Origin of the sequence: Nocardioides sp. cx-169 (genome assembly GCF_021083605.1) — a bacterium.
GTDB lineage: Bacteria > Actinomycetota > Actinomycetes > Propionibacteriales > Nocardioidaceae > Nocardioides.
Genome location: NZ_JAJNRO010000004.1, coordinates 302453 through 317180 on the forward strand (window position 1 = coordinate 302453; position 14728 = coordinate 317180).

The 14728-nt window shown below is 73.0% G+C and carries 14 protein-coding genes and 1 riboswitch; of the genes, 10 read left to right on the plus strand and 4 right to left on the minus strand.

The annotated features are described in order from the left end of the window. Window positions 1–200: 200 nt before the first annotated feature. From lon to LRP67_RS07185, 3 genes are all read left to right on the plus strand, one after another. The gene (gene lon, locus LRP67_RS07175) at window positions 201–2528 is read left to right on the plus strand and encodes an endopeptidase La (protein WP_231269495.1); all 2328 of its coding nucleotides are present in this window, start codon (window positions 201–203) and stop codon (window positions 2526–2528) included. Window positions 2529–2659: 131 nt separating this feature from the next. Beyond that, window positions 2660–2792: riboswitch (SAM riboswitch) on the plus strand. 9 nt (window positions 2793–2801) lie between these two features. Beyond that, complete coding sequence (gene thrC / locus LRP67_RS07180) at window positions 2802–4094, plus strand: threonine synthase (protein WP_231269496.1); 1293 nt, start codon at window positions 2802–2804, stop codon at window positions 4092–4094. Between the two features lie 31 nt (window positions 4095–4125). Next, complete coding sequence (locus tag LRP67_RS07185) at window positions 4126–4401, plus strand: MoaD/ThiS family protein (protein WP_231269497.1); 276 nt, start codon at window positions 4126–4128, stop codon at window positions 4399–4401. Here the strand turns inward: LRP67_RS07185 and LRP67_RS07190 are convergent. From LRP67_RS07190 to LRP67_RS07200, 3 genes are read right to left on the minus strand one after another with little or no spacing between them, the layout of a single operon-like run. Next, on the minus strand, window positions 4376–5599 hold the full coding sequence (locus LRP67_RS07190; protein ID WP_231269498.1) for an RNA polymerase sigma factor: 1224 nt from the start codon (window positions 5597–5599) through the stop codon (window positions 4376–4378). The two genes, LRP67_RS07185 and LRP67_RS07190, sit on opposite strands and share 26 nt — an antisense overlap. A 23-nt stretch (window positions 5600–5622) precedes the next feature. After that, window positions 5623–5976 carry a YciI family protein gene (locus tag LRP67_RS07195; protein WP_231269499.1) on the minus strand — a complete coding sequence of 118 codons (354 nt, stop codon included), beginning with the start codon at window positions 5974–5976 and terminating at the stop codon, window positions 5623–5625. Further along, the gene (locus LRP67_RS07200; RefSeq protein WP_231269500.1) at window positions 5973–6338 is read right to left on the minus strand and encodes a YciI family protein; all 366 of its coding nucleotides are present in this window, start codon (window positions 6336–6338) and stop codon (window positions 5973–5975) included. The genes LRP67_RS07195 and LRP67_RS07200 overlap by 4 nt, the downstream gene beginning before the upstream one ends. A gap of 90 nt (window positions 6339–6428) precedes the next feature. On the opposite strand from LRP67_RS07200, the gene LRP67_RS07205 reads away from it, so the two are divergent. The 4 genes from LRP67_RS07205 (at window position 6429) to groL (ending at window position 10861) form a co-directional block, all read left to right on the plus strand. Next, window positions 6429–7271, plus strand: a complete 843-nt coding sequence (locus LRP67_RS07205) for a RimK family alpha-L-glutamate ligase (protein WP_231269501.1) — start codon at window positions 6429–6431, stop codon at window positions 7269–7271. Window positions 7272–7340: 69 nt separating this feature from the next. Next, window positions 7341–7841 carry a SigE family RNA polymerase sigma factor gene (locus LRP67_RS07210; protein WP_231269502.1) on the plus strand — a complete coding sequence of 167 codons (501 nt, stop codon included), beginning with the start codon at window positions 7341–7343 and terminating at the stop codon, window positions 7839–7841. Beyond that, the gene (locus tag LRP67_RS07215; protein ID WP_231269503.1) at window positions 7838–8995 is read left to right on the plus strand and encodes a hypothetical protein; all 1158 of its coding nucleotides are present in this window, start codon (window positions 7838–7840) and stop codon (window positions 8993–8995) included. Before LRP67_RS07210 ends, LRP67_RS07215 begins: the two co-directional genes overlap by 4 nt. Before the next feature lie 234 nt (window positions 8996–9229). After that, a complete protein-coding gene (groL, locus tag LRP67_RS07220) occupies window positions 9230–10861 on the plus strand; it encodes a chaperonin GroEL (RefSeq protein WP_231269504.1) in 1632 nt (543 codons plus the stop codon). 150 nt (window positions 10862–11011) lie between these two features. Here groL and LRP67_RS07225 read toward each other — a convergent pair whose 3' ends face one another. Next, a complete protein-coding gene (locus tag LRP67_RS07225; protein WP_231269505.1) occupies window positions 11012–12799 on the minus strand; it encodes a serine/threonine-protein kinase in 1788 nt (595 codons plus the stop codon). Between the two features lie 126 nt (window positions 12800–12925). Between LRP67_RS07225 and LRP67_RS07230 the strand changes: the two genes are divergently transcribed. From LRP67_RS07230 to LRP67_RS07240, 3 genes are read left to right on the plus strand one after another with little or no spacing between them, the layout of a single operon-like run. Continuing rightward, the gene (locus LRP67_RS07230; RefSeq protein ID WP_231269506.1) at window positions 12926–13489 is read left to right on the plus strand and encodes an RNA polymerase sigma factor; all 564 of its coding nucleotides are present in this window, start codon (window positions 12926–12928) and stop codon (window positions 13487–13489) included. After that, window positions 13486–14157, plus strand: a complete 672-nt coding sequence (locus LRP67_RS07235) for a hypothetical protein (protein WP_231269507.1) — start codon at window positions 13486–13488, stop codon at window positions 14155–14157. Before LRP67_RS07230 ends, LRP67_RS07235 begins: the two co-directional genes overlap by 4 nt. After that, window positions 14154–14705, plus strand: a complete 552-nt coding sequence (locus LRP67_RS07240; protein ID WP_231269508.1) for an NTP transferase domain-containing protein — start codon at window positions 14154–14156, stop codon at window positions 14703–14705. The genes LRP67_RS07235 and LRP67_RS07240 overlap by 4 nt, the downstream gene beginning before the upstream one ends. Window positions 14706–14728 lie beyond the last annotated feature (23 nt).

Consider the following 14728-nt stretch of genomic DNA (forward strand, 5'->3'; position numbering starts at 1 on the left):
CCCGCACCACGGCAGGCACGAAACTCGCGCCTCCTGTACGAAGCTTTGTCAGGGAGGCGTGAGTTTCACCGGCCACCCGGTGAAACTCACGCGTGTCGCCCCCGGCGTTCGCTCACGACGAACAGCGGAACACCGAGTGCGGGCCGGAGGTTGAGTCGATCACGCTCAACCTTTGATCTCTCCTTCGAAAGAGGCGCCCCATGTCCGTGACCAATCTGCCTGTGCTGTTCGTCAGCGACCTCGTCGTGCTGCCCGGCATGGTCGTCCCCATCGAGCTCGACGAGGCCGCGCAGGCTGCGGTCGACGCCGCGCGCGCCGGCAGCGAGAACCGGCTGCTGGTGGCCCCGAGGCTGGAGGACCGTTACGCCTCGTACGGCGTGGTGGCCACCGTCGACCGGGTCGGCAAGCTCGCGGGCGGGGCGCCCGCCGCGGTGCTGCGCGCCGAGACCCGGGCCCGGATCGGGGCCGGGGTCACCGGTCCCGGCGCCGCGCTGTGGGTCGAGGCGGAGCCGGTCGAGGAGGTCGTGACGGACCACGTCCGCGAGCTCGCCGAGGAGTACAAGCGCCTGGTCGTGGCCGTGCTCCAGCGCCGCGAGGCCTGGCAGGTGATCGACTCGGTGCACCGGATGACCGACCCGAGTGCGATCGCCGACGCGGCCGGCTATGCGCCCTACCTCAGCGACGAGCAGAAGCGCGAGCTGCTCGAGACCCCCGATCTGGAACGGCGGCTGGAGACGGTGATCGCGTGGACGCGGGAGTACCTCGCCGAGGCCGAGCTGACCGACAAGATCGGTGCCGACGTGCGTGAGGGGATGGAGAAGACCCAGCGCGAGTACCTGCTGCGCCAGCAGCTCGCCGCCATCCGGAAGGAGCTGGGGGAGGGCGAGCCCGACGGCTCGGACGACTACCGCGCGCGCGTCGAGGCCCTGATCGAGCGGGGCGTGCCCGACGGTGTGGGCCAGTCGCTGCTGCGGGAGGTCGACAAGCTGGAGCGGTCCAGCGACCAGAGCCCCGAGACCTCCTGGATCCGCACCTGGCTGGACACCGTGCTCGACCTGCCCTGGTCGGTGCGCACCGAGGACAGCACCGACGTGGTCGCCGCCCGGGCCGTGCTCGACGCCGACCACCACGGGCTGGAGGAGGTCAAGGAGCGGATCGTGGAGTATCTCGCCGTGCGCGCGCGGCGCGCCTCCCGCGGCCTCGAGGTCGTCGGCGGCCGCGGCTCCGGCGCCGTGATCCTGCTCGCCGGCCCGCCGGGAGTCGGCAAGACTTCGCTCGGCGAGTCCGTCGCCCGGGCGCTGGGGCGCAACTTCGTGCGGGTCGCACTCGGCGGCGTTCGCGACGAGGCCGAGATCCGCGGCCACCGGCGCACGTACGTCGGAGCGCTCCCGGGCCGCATCGTGCGCGCCATCAAGGAGTCCGGCTCGATGAACCCGGTCGTGCTGCTCGACGAGGTCGACAAGGTCGGTGCCGACTACCGCGGCGACCCCGCCGCGGCGCTGCTCGAGGTGCTCGACCCGGCGCAGAACCACACGTTCCGCGACCACTACCTCGAGCTCGACCTGGACCTGTCCGACGTGCTGTTCATCGCGACGGCCAACGTCGTCGAGCAGATCCCCGGCGCCCTGCTGGACCGCATGGAGCTGGTCACCCTCGACGGCTACACCGAGGACGACAAGGTCGCGATCGCCCGCGACTTCCTGCTGCCGCGCCAGCTGGAGCGGGCCGCGCTGACGGCCGACGAGGTGACGGTCACCGACGCCGCCCTGCACGAGCTCGCGGCCGACTACACCCGCGAGGCGGGAGTGCGGCAGATGGAGCGGCTGATCGCCAAGGCGCTGCGCAAGGCGGCGACCCGGCTCGCGACGACCGACGCGGCCACGGTCTCGATCGACGTGCCGGATCTCAAGGAGCTGGTCGGGCGCCCGCGGTTCACTCCCGAGTCCCACGAGCGGACCTCGGTGCCCGGAGTCGCGACCGGGCTGGCCGTGACCGGGCTCGGCGGGGACGTCCTCTTCATCGAGGCGTCGGCGCACGACGGCGCGGCCGGCCTGACGCTGACCGGCCAGCTCGGCGACGTCATGAAGGAGTCGGCCCAGATCGCGCTGTCGTTCGTGCGGGCCCACGCGGCCGACCTCGGCGTCGACGCGAGCTTCTTCGACCGGGCGATCCACGTGCACGTCCCCGCAGGTGCGACGCCCAAGGACGGCCCGTCGGCCGGGATCACCATGGTGACCGCCCTGACCTCGCTCGCGACCGGGCGACCGGTGCGCTCCGAGGTCGGCATGACCGGCGAGGTCACGCTCAACGGCCGGGTCCTGCCCATCGGCGGGCTCAAGCAGAAGCTGCTGGCCGCGCAGCGCCACGGCCTGAGCGAGGTGTTCGTGCCGCTGCGCAACGAGCCTGACCTGGACGACGTCCCGGCCGACGTGCTCGACACGGTCACCGTCCACGTGGTCGGCGACGTGCTCGACGTGATCAAGGGCGCCCTGGCGCCGCAGGAGGCGGTGCACACCGCCGCCGCCTGACCCTCAGCGGTCGCGGCGTGCAGTGGGACGGGTCGATCGGGACGAGGCGGGCGCTCTCACGACGTGGGCAGGAGGTCCAGCATCCGGACCCGGCGTGCGCATCGTGAGACGCGGCCCGTACTGTTTCCACCAGCTCATCAAGAGGGACTGAGGGTACGGCCCAGTGAAGTCCCGGCAACCGCCGCGTGCTCCCTGCCATCGCGCAGTCGCGGAAACGGTGCTAATTCCGTCCCGGCGCGAGGTACGTGCCGGGGAAGATGAGAAGGAGGATCCATGAGCGCCGTCATCGCCGAGCACGTCACCGGCACCACCCCGGGCAGCACCCCCGGCATCCGCGAGGGCGCCTTCGGCAACGCGCGGGCCCTCACCTGCCGCGAGTGCGGCCACGAGGTCGAGCTCGGCCCGCACTACGCGTGCATGGAGTGCTTCGGCCCCCTCGAGATCGCCTACGACTTCCCGGTCGTCACGCGCGAGGAGATCGAGGCCGGCCCGCGCAACATCTGGCGCTACAAGGCGCTGCTGCCGGTGCCGACCGACATCGAGCAGAGCCCCAACATGGAGCCGGGGTTCACCCGGCTGCTGCGGGCCCGCAACCTCGGTCGCGAGCTGGGCATCGAGACCCTGTGGGTCAAGGACGACAGCACCAACCCCACCAACTCCTTCAAGGACCGCGTCGTCGCCTGCGCGCTGAGCGCGGCCACCGAGTTCCACTCGAAGGTGTTCGCCTGTCCGAGCACCGGCAACCTCGCCAACGCGGTGGCCGCGGCCGGCGCGCGGGCCGGGATCAAGACCGTCGTCTTCATCCCCAGCAACCTGGAGAAGCCCAAGCAGGTCAACTCCGCGGTCTTCACCGAGTCCCTGGTCGCCGTCAACGGCAACTACGACGACGTCAACAAGCTCGCCTCCGAGATCGCCGGCGAGGAGGACGGGTGGGCGTTCGTCAACGTCAACGTCCGCCCTTACTACGCCGAGGGCTCCAAGACCCTGGGCTACGAGATCGCCGAGCAGCTTGGCTGGCGCCTGCCCGACCAGATCGTCATCCCGGTCGCCTCCGGCTCGCAGCTGACCAAGGTGCACAAGGCCTTCCAGGAGCTCGTCAAGCTCGGCCTGGTCGAGGACAAGCCCTACAAGGTGTTCGGCGCCCAGGCAGAGGGCTGCTCGCCGGTCTCGACCGCGTACAAGGCCGGCACCGACGCGATCCGCCCGGTCAAGCCCGACACCATCGCCAAGAGCCTGGCGATCGGCAACCCCGCCGACGGCATCTACGTGCTCGACATCTGCCGCGAGACAGGTGGTGCCGTCGAGGACATCACCGACGACGAGGTCCGCGACGGCATCGTGCTGCTGGCCCGCACCGAGGGCATCTTCACCGAGACCGCCGGGGGCACCACCGTCGGCGTCCTGAAGAAGCTCGTCGAGAGCGGCCAGCTCGACCCCACCCTCGAGACCGTCGTCATCAACACCGGCCACGGCCTCAAGACGCTCGACGCGGTCGCCGACTCCGTCGGTCCCGCCGCCACCATCGACCCGTCGTACGCCGCGTTCGTCAAGACCGGCCTGGCCTGAGCCCCGCCCCACCGAACCAGGAGCCCCACCCGTGAGCGTTTCCGTCCGCGTCCCCACCATCTTGCGCACCTACACCGGCGGCGAGTCCGAGGTCACCGCCCAGGGGGCCACGCTCGCCGAGGTGCTGGACGACCTGGAGAGCTCCTACGTCGGCATCAAGGCGCGCATCCTCGACGACAACGGCGCGCTGCGCCGCTTCGTCAACGTCTACGTCGGCAACGACGACGTGCGCTTCCTGAACGACCTGGCGACCCCCACCCCCGACGGCACCCAGGTCTCGGTCATCCCGGCGGTCGCGGGCGGCTGAGCCCGTCGCGCCGGCGCCGCAGGTGCCGGCGCTCGGCCTCGTGGTCGCACGCCGCCAGCGCGTCGTCGTACGCCGCGCGGGCGGCGTCGGGGCGCCCGGCACGCGCCAGCAGCTCGGCGCGTACGGCGGGCAGGCGGTGGCCGGCCAACCGCAGGCCCTCCAGCGCGGCCAGACCGGCCAGCGGCCCGTCCGCCTCCGCGACGGCGACCGCGCGGTTGAGCCGGACGACCGGGGTGTCGGTGAGCGCCAGCAGCTCGTCGTAGTGCCGCACGACGCGCGGCCAGGCGGTGTCCTCGGGCCGCGCCGCGATCGCGTGCTCGCCGGCGATGAGGGCCTGCAGGAGCAGCGGCGTGGCGGGACCTTGGGCGAGCGGGACCAGCAGGGCCAGCCCCTCCGCGGCCTCGTCGTGGTGCCATCGGCTGCGGTCCTGCTCCGGCAGCAGCACCAGCTCGCCGTCCACGACCCGCGCGTCGCGGCGCGAGTGCTGGACCAGCATCAGCGCGAGCAGCGCGTCGGCGTCGCGGCCCGGCGCCAGCTCGCGGACGACCCTGGCCAGCCGGATGGCCTCCGCGGCCACGTCCGCGCGCAGCACGTCGGCGCCCGAGCCGGGCGCGTAGCCGGCGGTGAAGGCCAGGTAGGCGACGTCGCGCACGCCGGCCAGGCGGCGGTCGAGCTCGGTGCCGCTCGGCAGCCCGAAGGACGCGCCGGCGAGACGCTTGCGGGCGCGCGTGAGGCGAGCCGCCATGGTGGGCGTGCTCACCAGGAAGAGGCGGGCGATGTCGGCCGTGGACACGCCGAGGACCAGGCGCAGGGACAAGGCGGCGGCCGCCTCGGGAGGCAGGTCGGGGTGGGCGCAGAGGAGCACCAGCCGCAGGCGCTCGTCGGCGAGCGCGGCGGACACGCCGGGATCGGCCATGACGCGCTGTGCCTCCCTCCTCAGGTCGGCCTCGACGGCCAGCAGCGGCAGCGTGCGCGCCGCGACGGCCTCGGCGCGGAGCCGGTCGAGGATGCGCCGGCGAGCGGCGGTCAGCAGCCACGCCGCCGGGTTGCCCGGTACGCCGCCCGCGGGCCAGGTGCGTGCAGCCGCCTCGAAGGCGTCGGCGAGGCCGTCCTCGGCCAGGTCCAGGCGCCGGTACCGCGCGACGAGAAGGGCGAGCAGGCGCCCCCACTCGTCGCGCAGCGCTCGCCCGAGGGCCACCTCGAGAGCGTCGTCGGAGGCGCTCAGTCGAAGACCACGTCCAGGACGGGGCGCACCTCGACGGTGTACGCCGGCGGCAGCAGTGCGGCGGCCTCGACCGCGGCCTCGTGCGACGGCAGGTCCACGAGGTAGAAGCCGCCGGTCTGCTCGACGGTCTCGGCGTAGGGCCCGTCGGTGACGGCCCGGCCCGGGCCGGGACGGACGGTCCTCGCCTCCGCCGGTGACGCGAGAGCCTCACCCGCGACGATCGTGCCGCGCTGCTTCACAGCCGCGTCGAACGCCTGGAAGCACTCGAACACCGCCTGGCGCTCGGCCTCGTCGGCCGCGTCCCAGCGGGCGAAGTGGTCCTCCTCGGCCATCAGCACCAGGAACCTCATGACGACGCCTTCGCGCGGATCTCGATGGCGCCCTCGCCGCGGCCGAGGATCCGGCACACGTCGACCAGGTCGTCGAGGTCGGAGGACTCCACGACGTAGAAGCCCGTCAGCTGCTCGGCCGCCTCGGCGTAGGGGCCGTCCGTGACCGTCATCGAGCCGTCCGCGTCGGTGCGCAGGGTGCGTGCCTCCCGCGAGGGGCCGAGCTCGAGTCCGCCGGTGATCGTGTGACCGCGCGCCTCCAGGGCCTCCGAGAACTCCTGGTGCACGGCGTAGACCGCCTGCCTCTCCTCCTCGGACGCCGCCTCCCAGGCGGACTCGTCGCCCGGCAGGAGGATGACGTACGTGATGCTGCTCTGGGTCATGGGGACCTCTCACTTCGTCGCTCTCGGATTCTGACACCTCGATGACGGGCGAGGCACGCCGCGATCGACAGGGATGACAGTCTTTTCCGCATGACCGCCCCGCTCGTCCTGCTGGCCACCGACCGCGCCCACGCTGAGGGCGAGCCCGGGCACGCCGCGCTCGACGCGGCGTTCGCGGAGCGCGGCATCCGCAGCCGCTGGGCCGTCTGGGACGACCCGGCCGTGGACTGGGGCGAGGCGTCCCTGGTGGCGGTCCGTTCGACGTGGGACTACGAGGACCGCCTGGCGGGCTTCCTGGCCTGGGCCGAAGCGGTCGGTCCGAGGCTGCTGCACGGCGTCGACGTCTTCCGCTGGAACACCGACAAGGCCTACCTCGTCGAGCTCGCCCGGGACGGTCGGGTGCCCGTGGTGCCCACGGAGGTGCCGTCGACCGCGCAGGACCTGCGCGCGGCCGTGGCCCGGGTCCGGCCGGCGGTCGTGAAGCCGCGCGTCGGCGCCGGCGGGCGCGGCCTGGTCGTGGTCGACGACCTGGACGCGTGGTCGTCGCCCTCCGACCCCGGCGCCTGGGTCGTGCAGCCGCTGGTGCCCTCGGTGCGCGAGGAGGGCGAGGTGTCGGTCTTCGTCATCGACGGACGCCCGGTCGCCCAGGTGCGCAAGGTCGCAGGGAACGGGGATGTCCGGGTGCACGAGGAGTACGGCGGAAGCAGCCACGACACCCCGCTGTCGGAGGAGGCGACGCGGATCGCCCTGGACGCGGTCGGTGCCTCGGCCAAGATCCTCGATCGCGAGCTCGTCTACGCCCGCATCGACCTGCTTCGCCACGAGGGCGGGCTGATGGTCAGCGAGGTCGAGGTCACCGAGCCGGGTCTCTACCTGGACGTCCGGCCCGCCAACGGCGGCCTCTTCGCCGACGCGGTCGCGGCCCGGCTCTAGCGCCGTCCTCCAACCTTTGCCCGCCGCCGAGCGTTTGATGGGTGTCGAGGGGCGACGGGAAGGAGGGGCATGGACGACCAGGAGGCCTTCACGCGCTGGGCGCGCGAGCGGCAGCTCGCGCTGCTGCGGACCGCCATACTCCTCACCGGGGACCACCACCGCGCCGAGGACCTGGTCCAGGAGGCGCTGACCAAGGTGGCCGTGCGCTGGCGCCGGCTCCGTGCAGGCAACCCCGAGGCCTACGCCCGGCAGGTGATCGTGCGCGCCAACATCTCGTGGTGGCGCAAGCACCGCCGCGAGCTCGTCTCCGACGTGCCCGACCGCACCGATGCCACGGACGGCTACGGCGCCGTCGACACCCGCCGGCTGCTCGACGGTGCCTTCGCCGCGCTGACCCCGCGGCAGCGGGCCGTCGTCGTCCTCCGCTACTACGACGACCTGTCGGAGCGCGAGACCGCCGAGGCGCTCGGCGTGAGCGTCGGCACCGTCAAGAGCCAGACCCATCTCTCCCTCCGCCGATTGCGTGAGACCGCACCCGAGCTCGCCGAGCTGCTCCAGGAGCTGGGATGACCACCGACAGGCTGCGCGACCTCCTGCACGACCAGGTCTCCGACGTGACCACCCACGACCTGTCGGCGGCCGCCTGGCGCCACGGGCAGCGGATCCGACGGCGGCGCGGCATCGCCGTCGTGGGCGGTACGGCGGCAGCGGCGCTGGCGGTGACCGTCGGGGTGAGCGTGCTCGACGAGCCCGCCGGCCGTCCAGCCGACCTCTCGACGACGACGCCCGCACCGACGCCCGGCCCGACCGCCGAGCCCGATCCGCGGCCGACCTCCTCGGAGCCCGACGCGCGCTACGCCGGCGCGCCGGTGTGGGTGGGGCCGCGACCGGGGGAGGAGGCGGACCTCCCGCGGCTGGTGGGCACGGGGCTGCCGGAGGAGATCGACCTGTCGTCCGGCGCCCCCACGGCGGCCGGGATCGGCCGGGCCGTGGGCGTGCTCGGGGTCTGGCCCGACGGTGACCTGTCGCGGGTCGTCGCCGTCGGCGCCGACGGGTCGTCCTACGCCGTGCCGGTCGAGGGCGTGCTCGAGCGGGTCGCGGACGCGGGTGGCAACGTCGGGTCCGCGCTCACGTCGGAGAGCCTGTCGCCAGGAGGGCGTCGCGCCTTCTTCGTCCAGGAGCGCTCGCTCGAGGTCTACGACTTCGCGACCGGTGAGTGGACGAGCATCGCCACGCCCCCGTTCCTCGCCGAAGGTGCCATCTGGCTCACGGACTCCGAGATCTGGGTGCCCGAGAGCCTCGGCGCCCTCTCCGGCACGTCCTACGGCGTCAACGGCAGCGAGCCGGTGCCCTCGATGGTGAAGTCACTGGGCCTGGCCTGGCCCGGCGCTGCGGACGGCGAGCCGTTCGGGCCGCTGAGGTCGAGCTCCCGCGCGATGGCACAGAGCCACTTCCTCTCGGACGGGAGGGACGCGGTGGTCGCCGTCGTCGGCAAAGAGCCCCAGGTGTTGGTCTTCGACGCTCGCTCCGAGCGCTGGAAGGGCTGTTGCCCGGTCGTCGGCTGGGCTGCCTCAGGCACGGTGCTCTTCGAGTCCCGCCAGGAGGACGCTCGGGTGCTGGCCTGGCGGGTCGGCAGCGGCGACGTGCGCCAGGTCTCGAGAATCATCGGCTGGGTCGCCGGCCAGGAGTCCTATGTGGCCAGCTGGTCGCTGCCGACCGGCTGACGCGCGGAGGCGGCACGGGCATCGCGCCAGGGCGCGCCCAGTTGTTTGCACTCGCCTTGCCCGAGTGCTAAACATGAGGTTGGCACTCTCCACATGAGAGTGACAATTTTCCCCGGACCGGGGAGCTGAGGTCCGAAGCGCCGGCGAGAAGGGTTCGCCGGGCAGCCTGATCGTCCGTCGCGGGCAGCGAACCGGTCCGTCCACAGCTCTGAAGTGCGAAGGATCGCAGCAGATATGTCGAAGCTGATCGCTTTCAACGAGGAGGCCCGGCGCGGCCTCGAGCGTGGCATGAACACGCTCGCAGACGCCGTCAAGGTCACCCTCGGTCCCAAGGGCCGCAACGTCGTGCTCGAGAAGAAGTGGGGCGCGCCCACCATCACCAACGATGGCGTGAGCATCGCCAAGGAGATCGAGCTGGAGGACCCGTACGAGAAGATCGGGGCCGAGCTCGTCAAGGAAGTTGCCAAGAAGACCGACGACGTGGCCGGTGACGGCACCACCACGGCGACCGTCCTGGCCCAGGCGATGGTCCGCGAGGGCCTGCGCAACGTCGCCGCCGGCGCCAACCCGATGGGCCTCAAGCGGGGCATCGAGGCCGCGGTGGACGCCGTGTCCGAGCAGCTCTCCGCCATGGCCGTCGAGATCGAGACCAAGGCCCAGATCGCGTCCACCGCGTCGATCTCCGCCGCGGACACCACCGTCGGCGAGATCATCGCCGAGGCGATGGACAAGGTCGGCAAGGAAGGCGTCATCACCGTCGAGGAGTCGAACACGTTCGGCCTCGACCTGGAGCTGACCGAGGGCATGCGGTTCGACAAGGGCTACATCTCGGCCTACTTCGTGACCGACCCCGAGCGCATGGAGACGGTCCTCGAGGACCCCTACATCCTCATCGCCAACCAGAAGATCTCCTCGGTCAAGGACCTGCTGCCGCTCCTCGAGAAGGTCATGCAGTCCGGCAAGCCGCTGCTGATCCTCGCCGAGGACGTCGACGGCGAGGCTCTGTCCACGCTGGTCGTCAACAAGATCCGCGGCACCTTCAAGTCCGTCGCCGTCAAGGCCCCGGGCTTCGGTGACCGCCGCAAGGCCATGCTGCAGGACATCGCGATCCTGACCGGCGGCCAGGTCATCTCGGAGGAGGTCGGCCTCAAGCTCGAGTCGACCGGCATCGAGCTGCTCGGCCAGGCCCGCAAGGTCGTCATCACCAAGGACGAGACCACCATCGTCGAGGGCTCGGGCGACGCCGACCAGATCGCGGGCCGGGTCAACCAGATCCGCGCCGAGATCGAGAAGTCGGACTCCGACTACGACCGCGAGAAGCTGCAGGAGCGCCTGGCCAAGCTGGCCGGCGGCGTGGCGGTCATCAAGGTCGGCGCGGCCACCGAGGTCGAGCTCAAGGAGCGCAAGCACCGCATCGAGGACGCCGTTCGCAACGCGAAGGCGGCCGTCGAGGAGGGCATCGTCGCCGGTGGCGGCGTGGCGCTCGTGCAGGCCGCGGTCGTCGCGTTCGACAAGCTGGACCTCAAGGGTGACGAGGCGACCGGTGCCAACATCGTGCGCGTCGCGACCGAGGCCCCGCTCAAGCAGATCGCCATCAACGCCGGCCTCGAGGGCGGCGTCGTGGCCGAGAAGGTGCGCAACCTGCCTTCCGGTCAGGGCCTCAACGCGGCCACGGGCGAGTACGTCGACATGATCGCCGAGGGCATCATCGACCCGGCGAAGGTCACGCGCTCGGCGCTGCAGAACGCCGCCTCCATCGCGGCGCTCTTCCTCACCACCGAGGCCGTCGTGGCCGACAAGCCGGAGAAGGCGGCGCCCATGGGCGGCGGCGACCCGACCGGCGGCATGGGCGGCATGGACTTCTAGCCCCCCTGGTGCGAGCTTGCTCGCACCAAGCCAGGTGCGAGGGCGTGTCGAGACTCAGTCCGATCGCAGCACAGCACCACAGGAAGGCCCCCGGTCACAGACTGGGGGCCTTTCCCCTTTCCGCTCGACCGACGAGGGCGACGCCGGCGCCTAGCGCCAGCGGAAGGACACGACCACCGGATCGATGTCGGCCCGCCGCTCCTCGAGGCTGTCGGCGCGGCTGTGCTGGAAGGTCAGCCGGTAGAGGAACTTGCCCTTCTGCACGAACCAGGACTCCTCGGCGAAGTAGAGCCCGGTCCCGGTGTTCTTGTAGACGCCACGCACCCGGGCGGCCTGGGCGCCGTCGAGCCAGCCGGCCGGGAGCTCGTCCTTGGCCACGAGCTCGATGTCGGCGTTCTTCTCGGCGAGGGACTCCACGGCGGCCATGGCGACGATCTCGAGCAGGCTGAGCGACTCCAGCGGAAAGACCGGCTCCGTGCGCTCGAGGAAGACCGAGGAGTAGTAGCCCTCGTAGTCGGAGTAGTCGCGCGACCCGACGCCGTTGGGGATGTTGGTCTGGGTGACCCGGCCCCAGCCGGCCGGCGCGCGCATCTCCGCCCTGCCTACCTGCAGCTTGATCCCGGTGGCGGGCGGCACGGCCGGGTACGTCGGCGTGGGTCCCGTGCTCGTCGGCGGCGGCGGGGGCGGCGTAGGGCTGTAGGTCGGCGCCGTGACCGACGGTGGCATCGGCTCGGTCGGCTCGGTCGGCTCGGTCGTGGGGTCCGAGGCCGTCGGCTCGGAGGAGGAGGTCGAGGTGGTGCTCGGGTCGTCACCCGGGCCGCGCGTGGCGACCGCGGCGACGGTCCCCGCGATGAGGACCACCGCGGCGACGACGGCCCCCACGACCAGCGCGGTGCGGTGCCGCTTCGGTGCCGGCGGCGGTGGGCGGAACGGCAGCATCGTCGGTGCGGCCGGATGCGACGGGTGCGACGGCTGAGCGGGGTACGCCGGTCGCGGCGCCGAGGGCTGGGAGGGGTGCGAGGGCTGGGACCGCGGCGGCGCAGGCGGCGGGGGGCCGGGGGAGGTCGCCCGGTCGGGGACCAGCGGCGGGTGCGGGGTCGTCTGCGCGAGCCGCGCCAGCTCCTGCAGGGCGCTGCGCATCGCGTTGGCCGAGGGGTAGCGCTGGGCCGGCTCCTTGGCCATGGCCTGCCGCAGCACGTCGTTGACGGCCCGGGCGACCGGCGAGGTGGGCGCCAGCTGCGGCACCGGGTCGCTGAGGTGGCTCATGCCGATCTGCACGTCGCTGCCGGCGTACGGCGTGGAGTTGGTCAGGGCGGTCCACAGGACGCAGCCCAGGGCGTAGAGGTCGGCGCTCGGCGTGGCCGGCTCCCCGCGCAGGCGCTCGGGCGCGAGGTAGGCGAAGGTGCCGGCGACCGCGCCCGGTGCGGTGAGGCCCGGGCTGCGGTCCTGGGCGATGCCGAAGTCGCAGAGGTAGGCGAAGACGTCGGCGCCGTCGACGTTGCGCAGCAGGACGTTGCTGGGCTTGAGATCGCGGTGCACGATCCCGGCCGCGTGCGCGTCGGCCAGCGCCCAGGCGACCTGCGCGGCGATGTGGGCGGCAGGGGCGGTCGGGACCGCGCCGTGGCGACGCATGGCCTCGCTGAGGTCGCCGCCGGCGACGTACTGGGTGGCGATGTAGAGGCAGCCGTCCTGCTCGCCGTGGTCGTAGACCTGGATGATGTGCGGCGAGTCGAGCCGGGCCAGCACGGACGCCTCGTGGGCGAACCGCCGCCGGTAGTCCGGCTGCTCCGCGAGCTCGGGGGCCAGCACCTTGAGGGCCACGGTGCGCGCCAGGCCGCGCTGCTCGGCGGCGAAGACCACGCCCATGCCGCCGCGGCCGAGCGTGCCCGTGATGCGGTAGTCGCCGAACTGCTCGCCCACCGAGGGGAAGCGGGCCATCGTGTCTCCTCCGTCGCGGGCGGTCCGGCGAGGGGAACCTATCCGCTGGGAGGGTGTTCGAAACCCGGCGGGGTCGCTGAGGGACGTGCGGGGTCACGCGGGGGCGGCGTGTGTGAGGCTGGGGGTGTGGCCGACGACGACCCCCGCGCCGCCGAGCGCCGCGCCCGGTTCGAGGCGATGGCGCCCGGACTGATCGAGCCGCTGCGGCGGTTCCTGGCCCGCCGTACCGACCGCGCGGGTGCCGACGACGTGCTTGCCGAGACCCTGCTGGTCTGCTGGCGTCGCCTCGACGACATGCCCCAGGGCGCCCCCTTGCCGTGGGCGTACGGCGTGGCGCGCCACTGCCTCGCGAACGCGGAGCGCTCCGCGCGCCGGCAGGTTCGGGTGGCCGCGCGGGTGGCGACGGTCGATCCGCCCGCGCAGACGCAGCCGGGGCCCGCTGACCTCGCCGGGGCCGGTGATGAGCGGCTGCAGGAGGCGCTCGCGAGACTCACCGCGACGGAGGGCGAGCTGATCCGGCTCTGGGCCTGGGAGCAGCTGACGCCGGCCGAGATCGCCGAGGTCCTCGACCTGACGCCCAATGCGGTCAGCATCCGGCTGCACCGCGTGCGCGAGAAGCTCAGGCGGATCCTGCGAAAGAGCGGGGCCGCTCCCGGACATGAGGAGGCGACGGAAGGGAGGACCCCGTGAACGACGACGAGCTGCGACAGCGGCTGCAGGCCGGCGACCCGGCGTCCGACCTGCCCCCGGCGGACCCCGCCCGGGTGGCCCGACTCCTGGAGGACACCATGAACGCCGACCTCGACGAACCCGCCGACGACGGACAGCACGAGCAGCACGAGCCGCAGGAGAGTCGCGAGACCGGGACCCGCAACCGCAGCCCGCTCACCTGGCTGGTGGCCGCGGCCGCGGTGCTGCTCGCGGCGGTCGGGGTCTTCGCCCTGCTCGGCAACGACCCGGAGTCCGACGACGTGCCGTCGGCCGCGCCGAGCTCCTCGGCGTCGCAGCCGCCCACCGTCACCGAGCTCATGGCGCCGCCGCCGACCTCGGCGAGGTGCATGGTGCCCAACGCCGAGACGCTCGCCACCGCGCAGGTCGCCTTCTCGGGCACCGTCGAGTCGGTCGCGGCTGACTCGGTGAGGCTCGCGCCCGACCGGTTCTACGCCGGCGAGCCGACCGACCTGGTCGAGGTGAGCTCGCCGCCGGAGCTGATGACGGCGCTCGTGGGGGCGGTCAAGTTCGAGGAGGGCCGCCGCTACCTCATCAGCGCCAACGGGGGGCAGGTGGCGGTCTGCGGCTTCAGCGGCCCGTTCAGCCCCCAGCTCGAGGCGCTCTACGTCGAGGCGTTCCCGGGGTGAGCCTCGCGGGCCTGCTGCTCGCCGCCGGAGCCGGCAGCCGGATGGGCCTGCCCAAGGCCCTGGTCCACGACGGCGAGGAGTCCTGGCTCGGGCGGTCGGTCGCGGTGCTGCGCGCCGGGGGCTGCGAGGAGGTGAGCGTCGTGCTGGGTGCCGCCGCCGACGAGGCGCTCGGCCTCCTCGACGGGCTCGGCGTGGACGTGGTGATCGCCTCGGACTGGGCCGAGGGGATGGCGGCCTCGCTGCGCGCCGGGCTCGGCGCGCTCCCCGACCACGCCGAGGCGGCCGTCGTCCTGCTGGTCGACCTGCCCGACGTCACCGCCGAGGTCGTACGGCGCGTGGTCGCGGCGGGCGGGGGGGCCGGCGTCCTCGCGCGGGCGGCGTACGGCGGCCGGCCCGGCCACCCGGTGCTCCTGGGGCGCGACCACTGGGCCGGGGTCGGCGCCACCGCCGTGGGCGACCACGGCGCCCGCGGCTACCTCGCCGCCTACGGCGTCCGGCTGGTCGAGTGCGGGGACCTGGCGAGCGGCCGCGACGTGGACGCACGCTGACCCGCCCCGCGTCGCCAACCCGC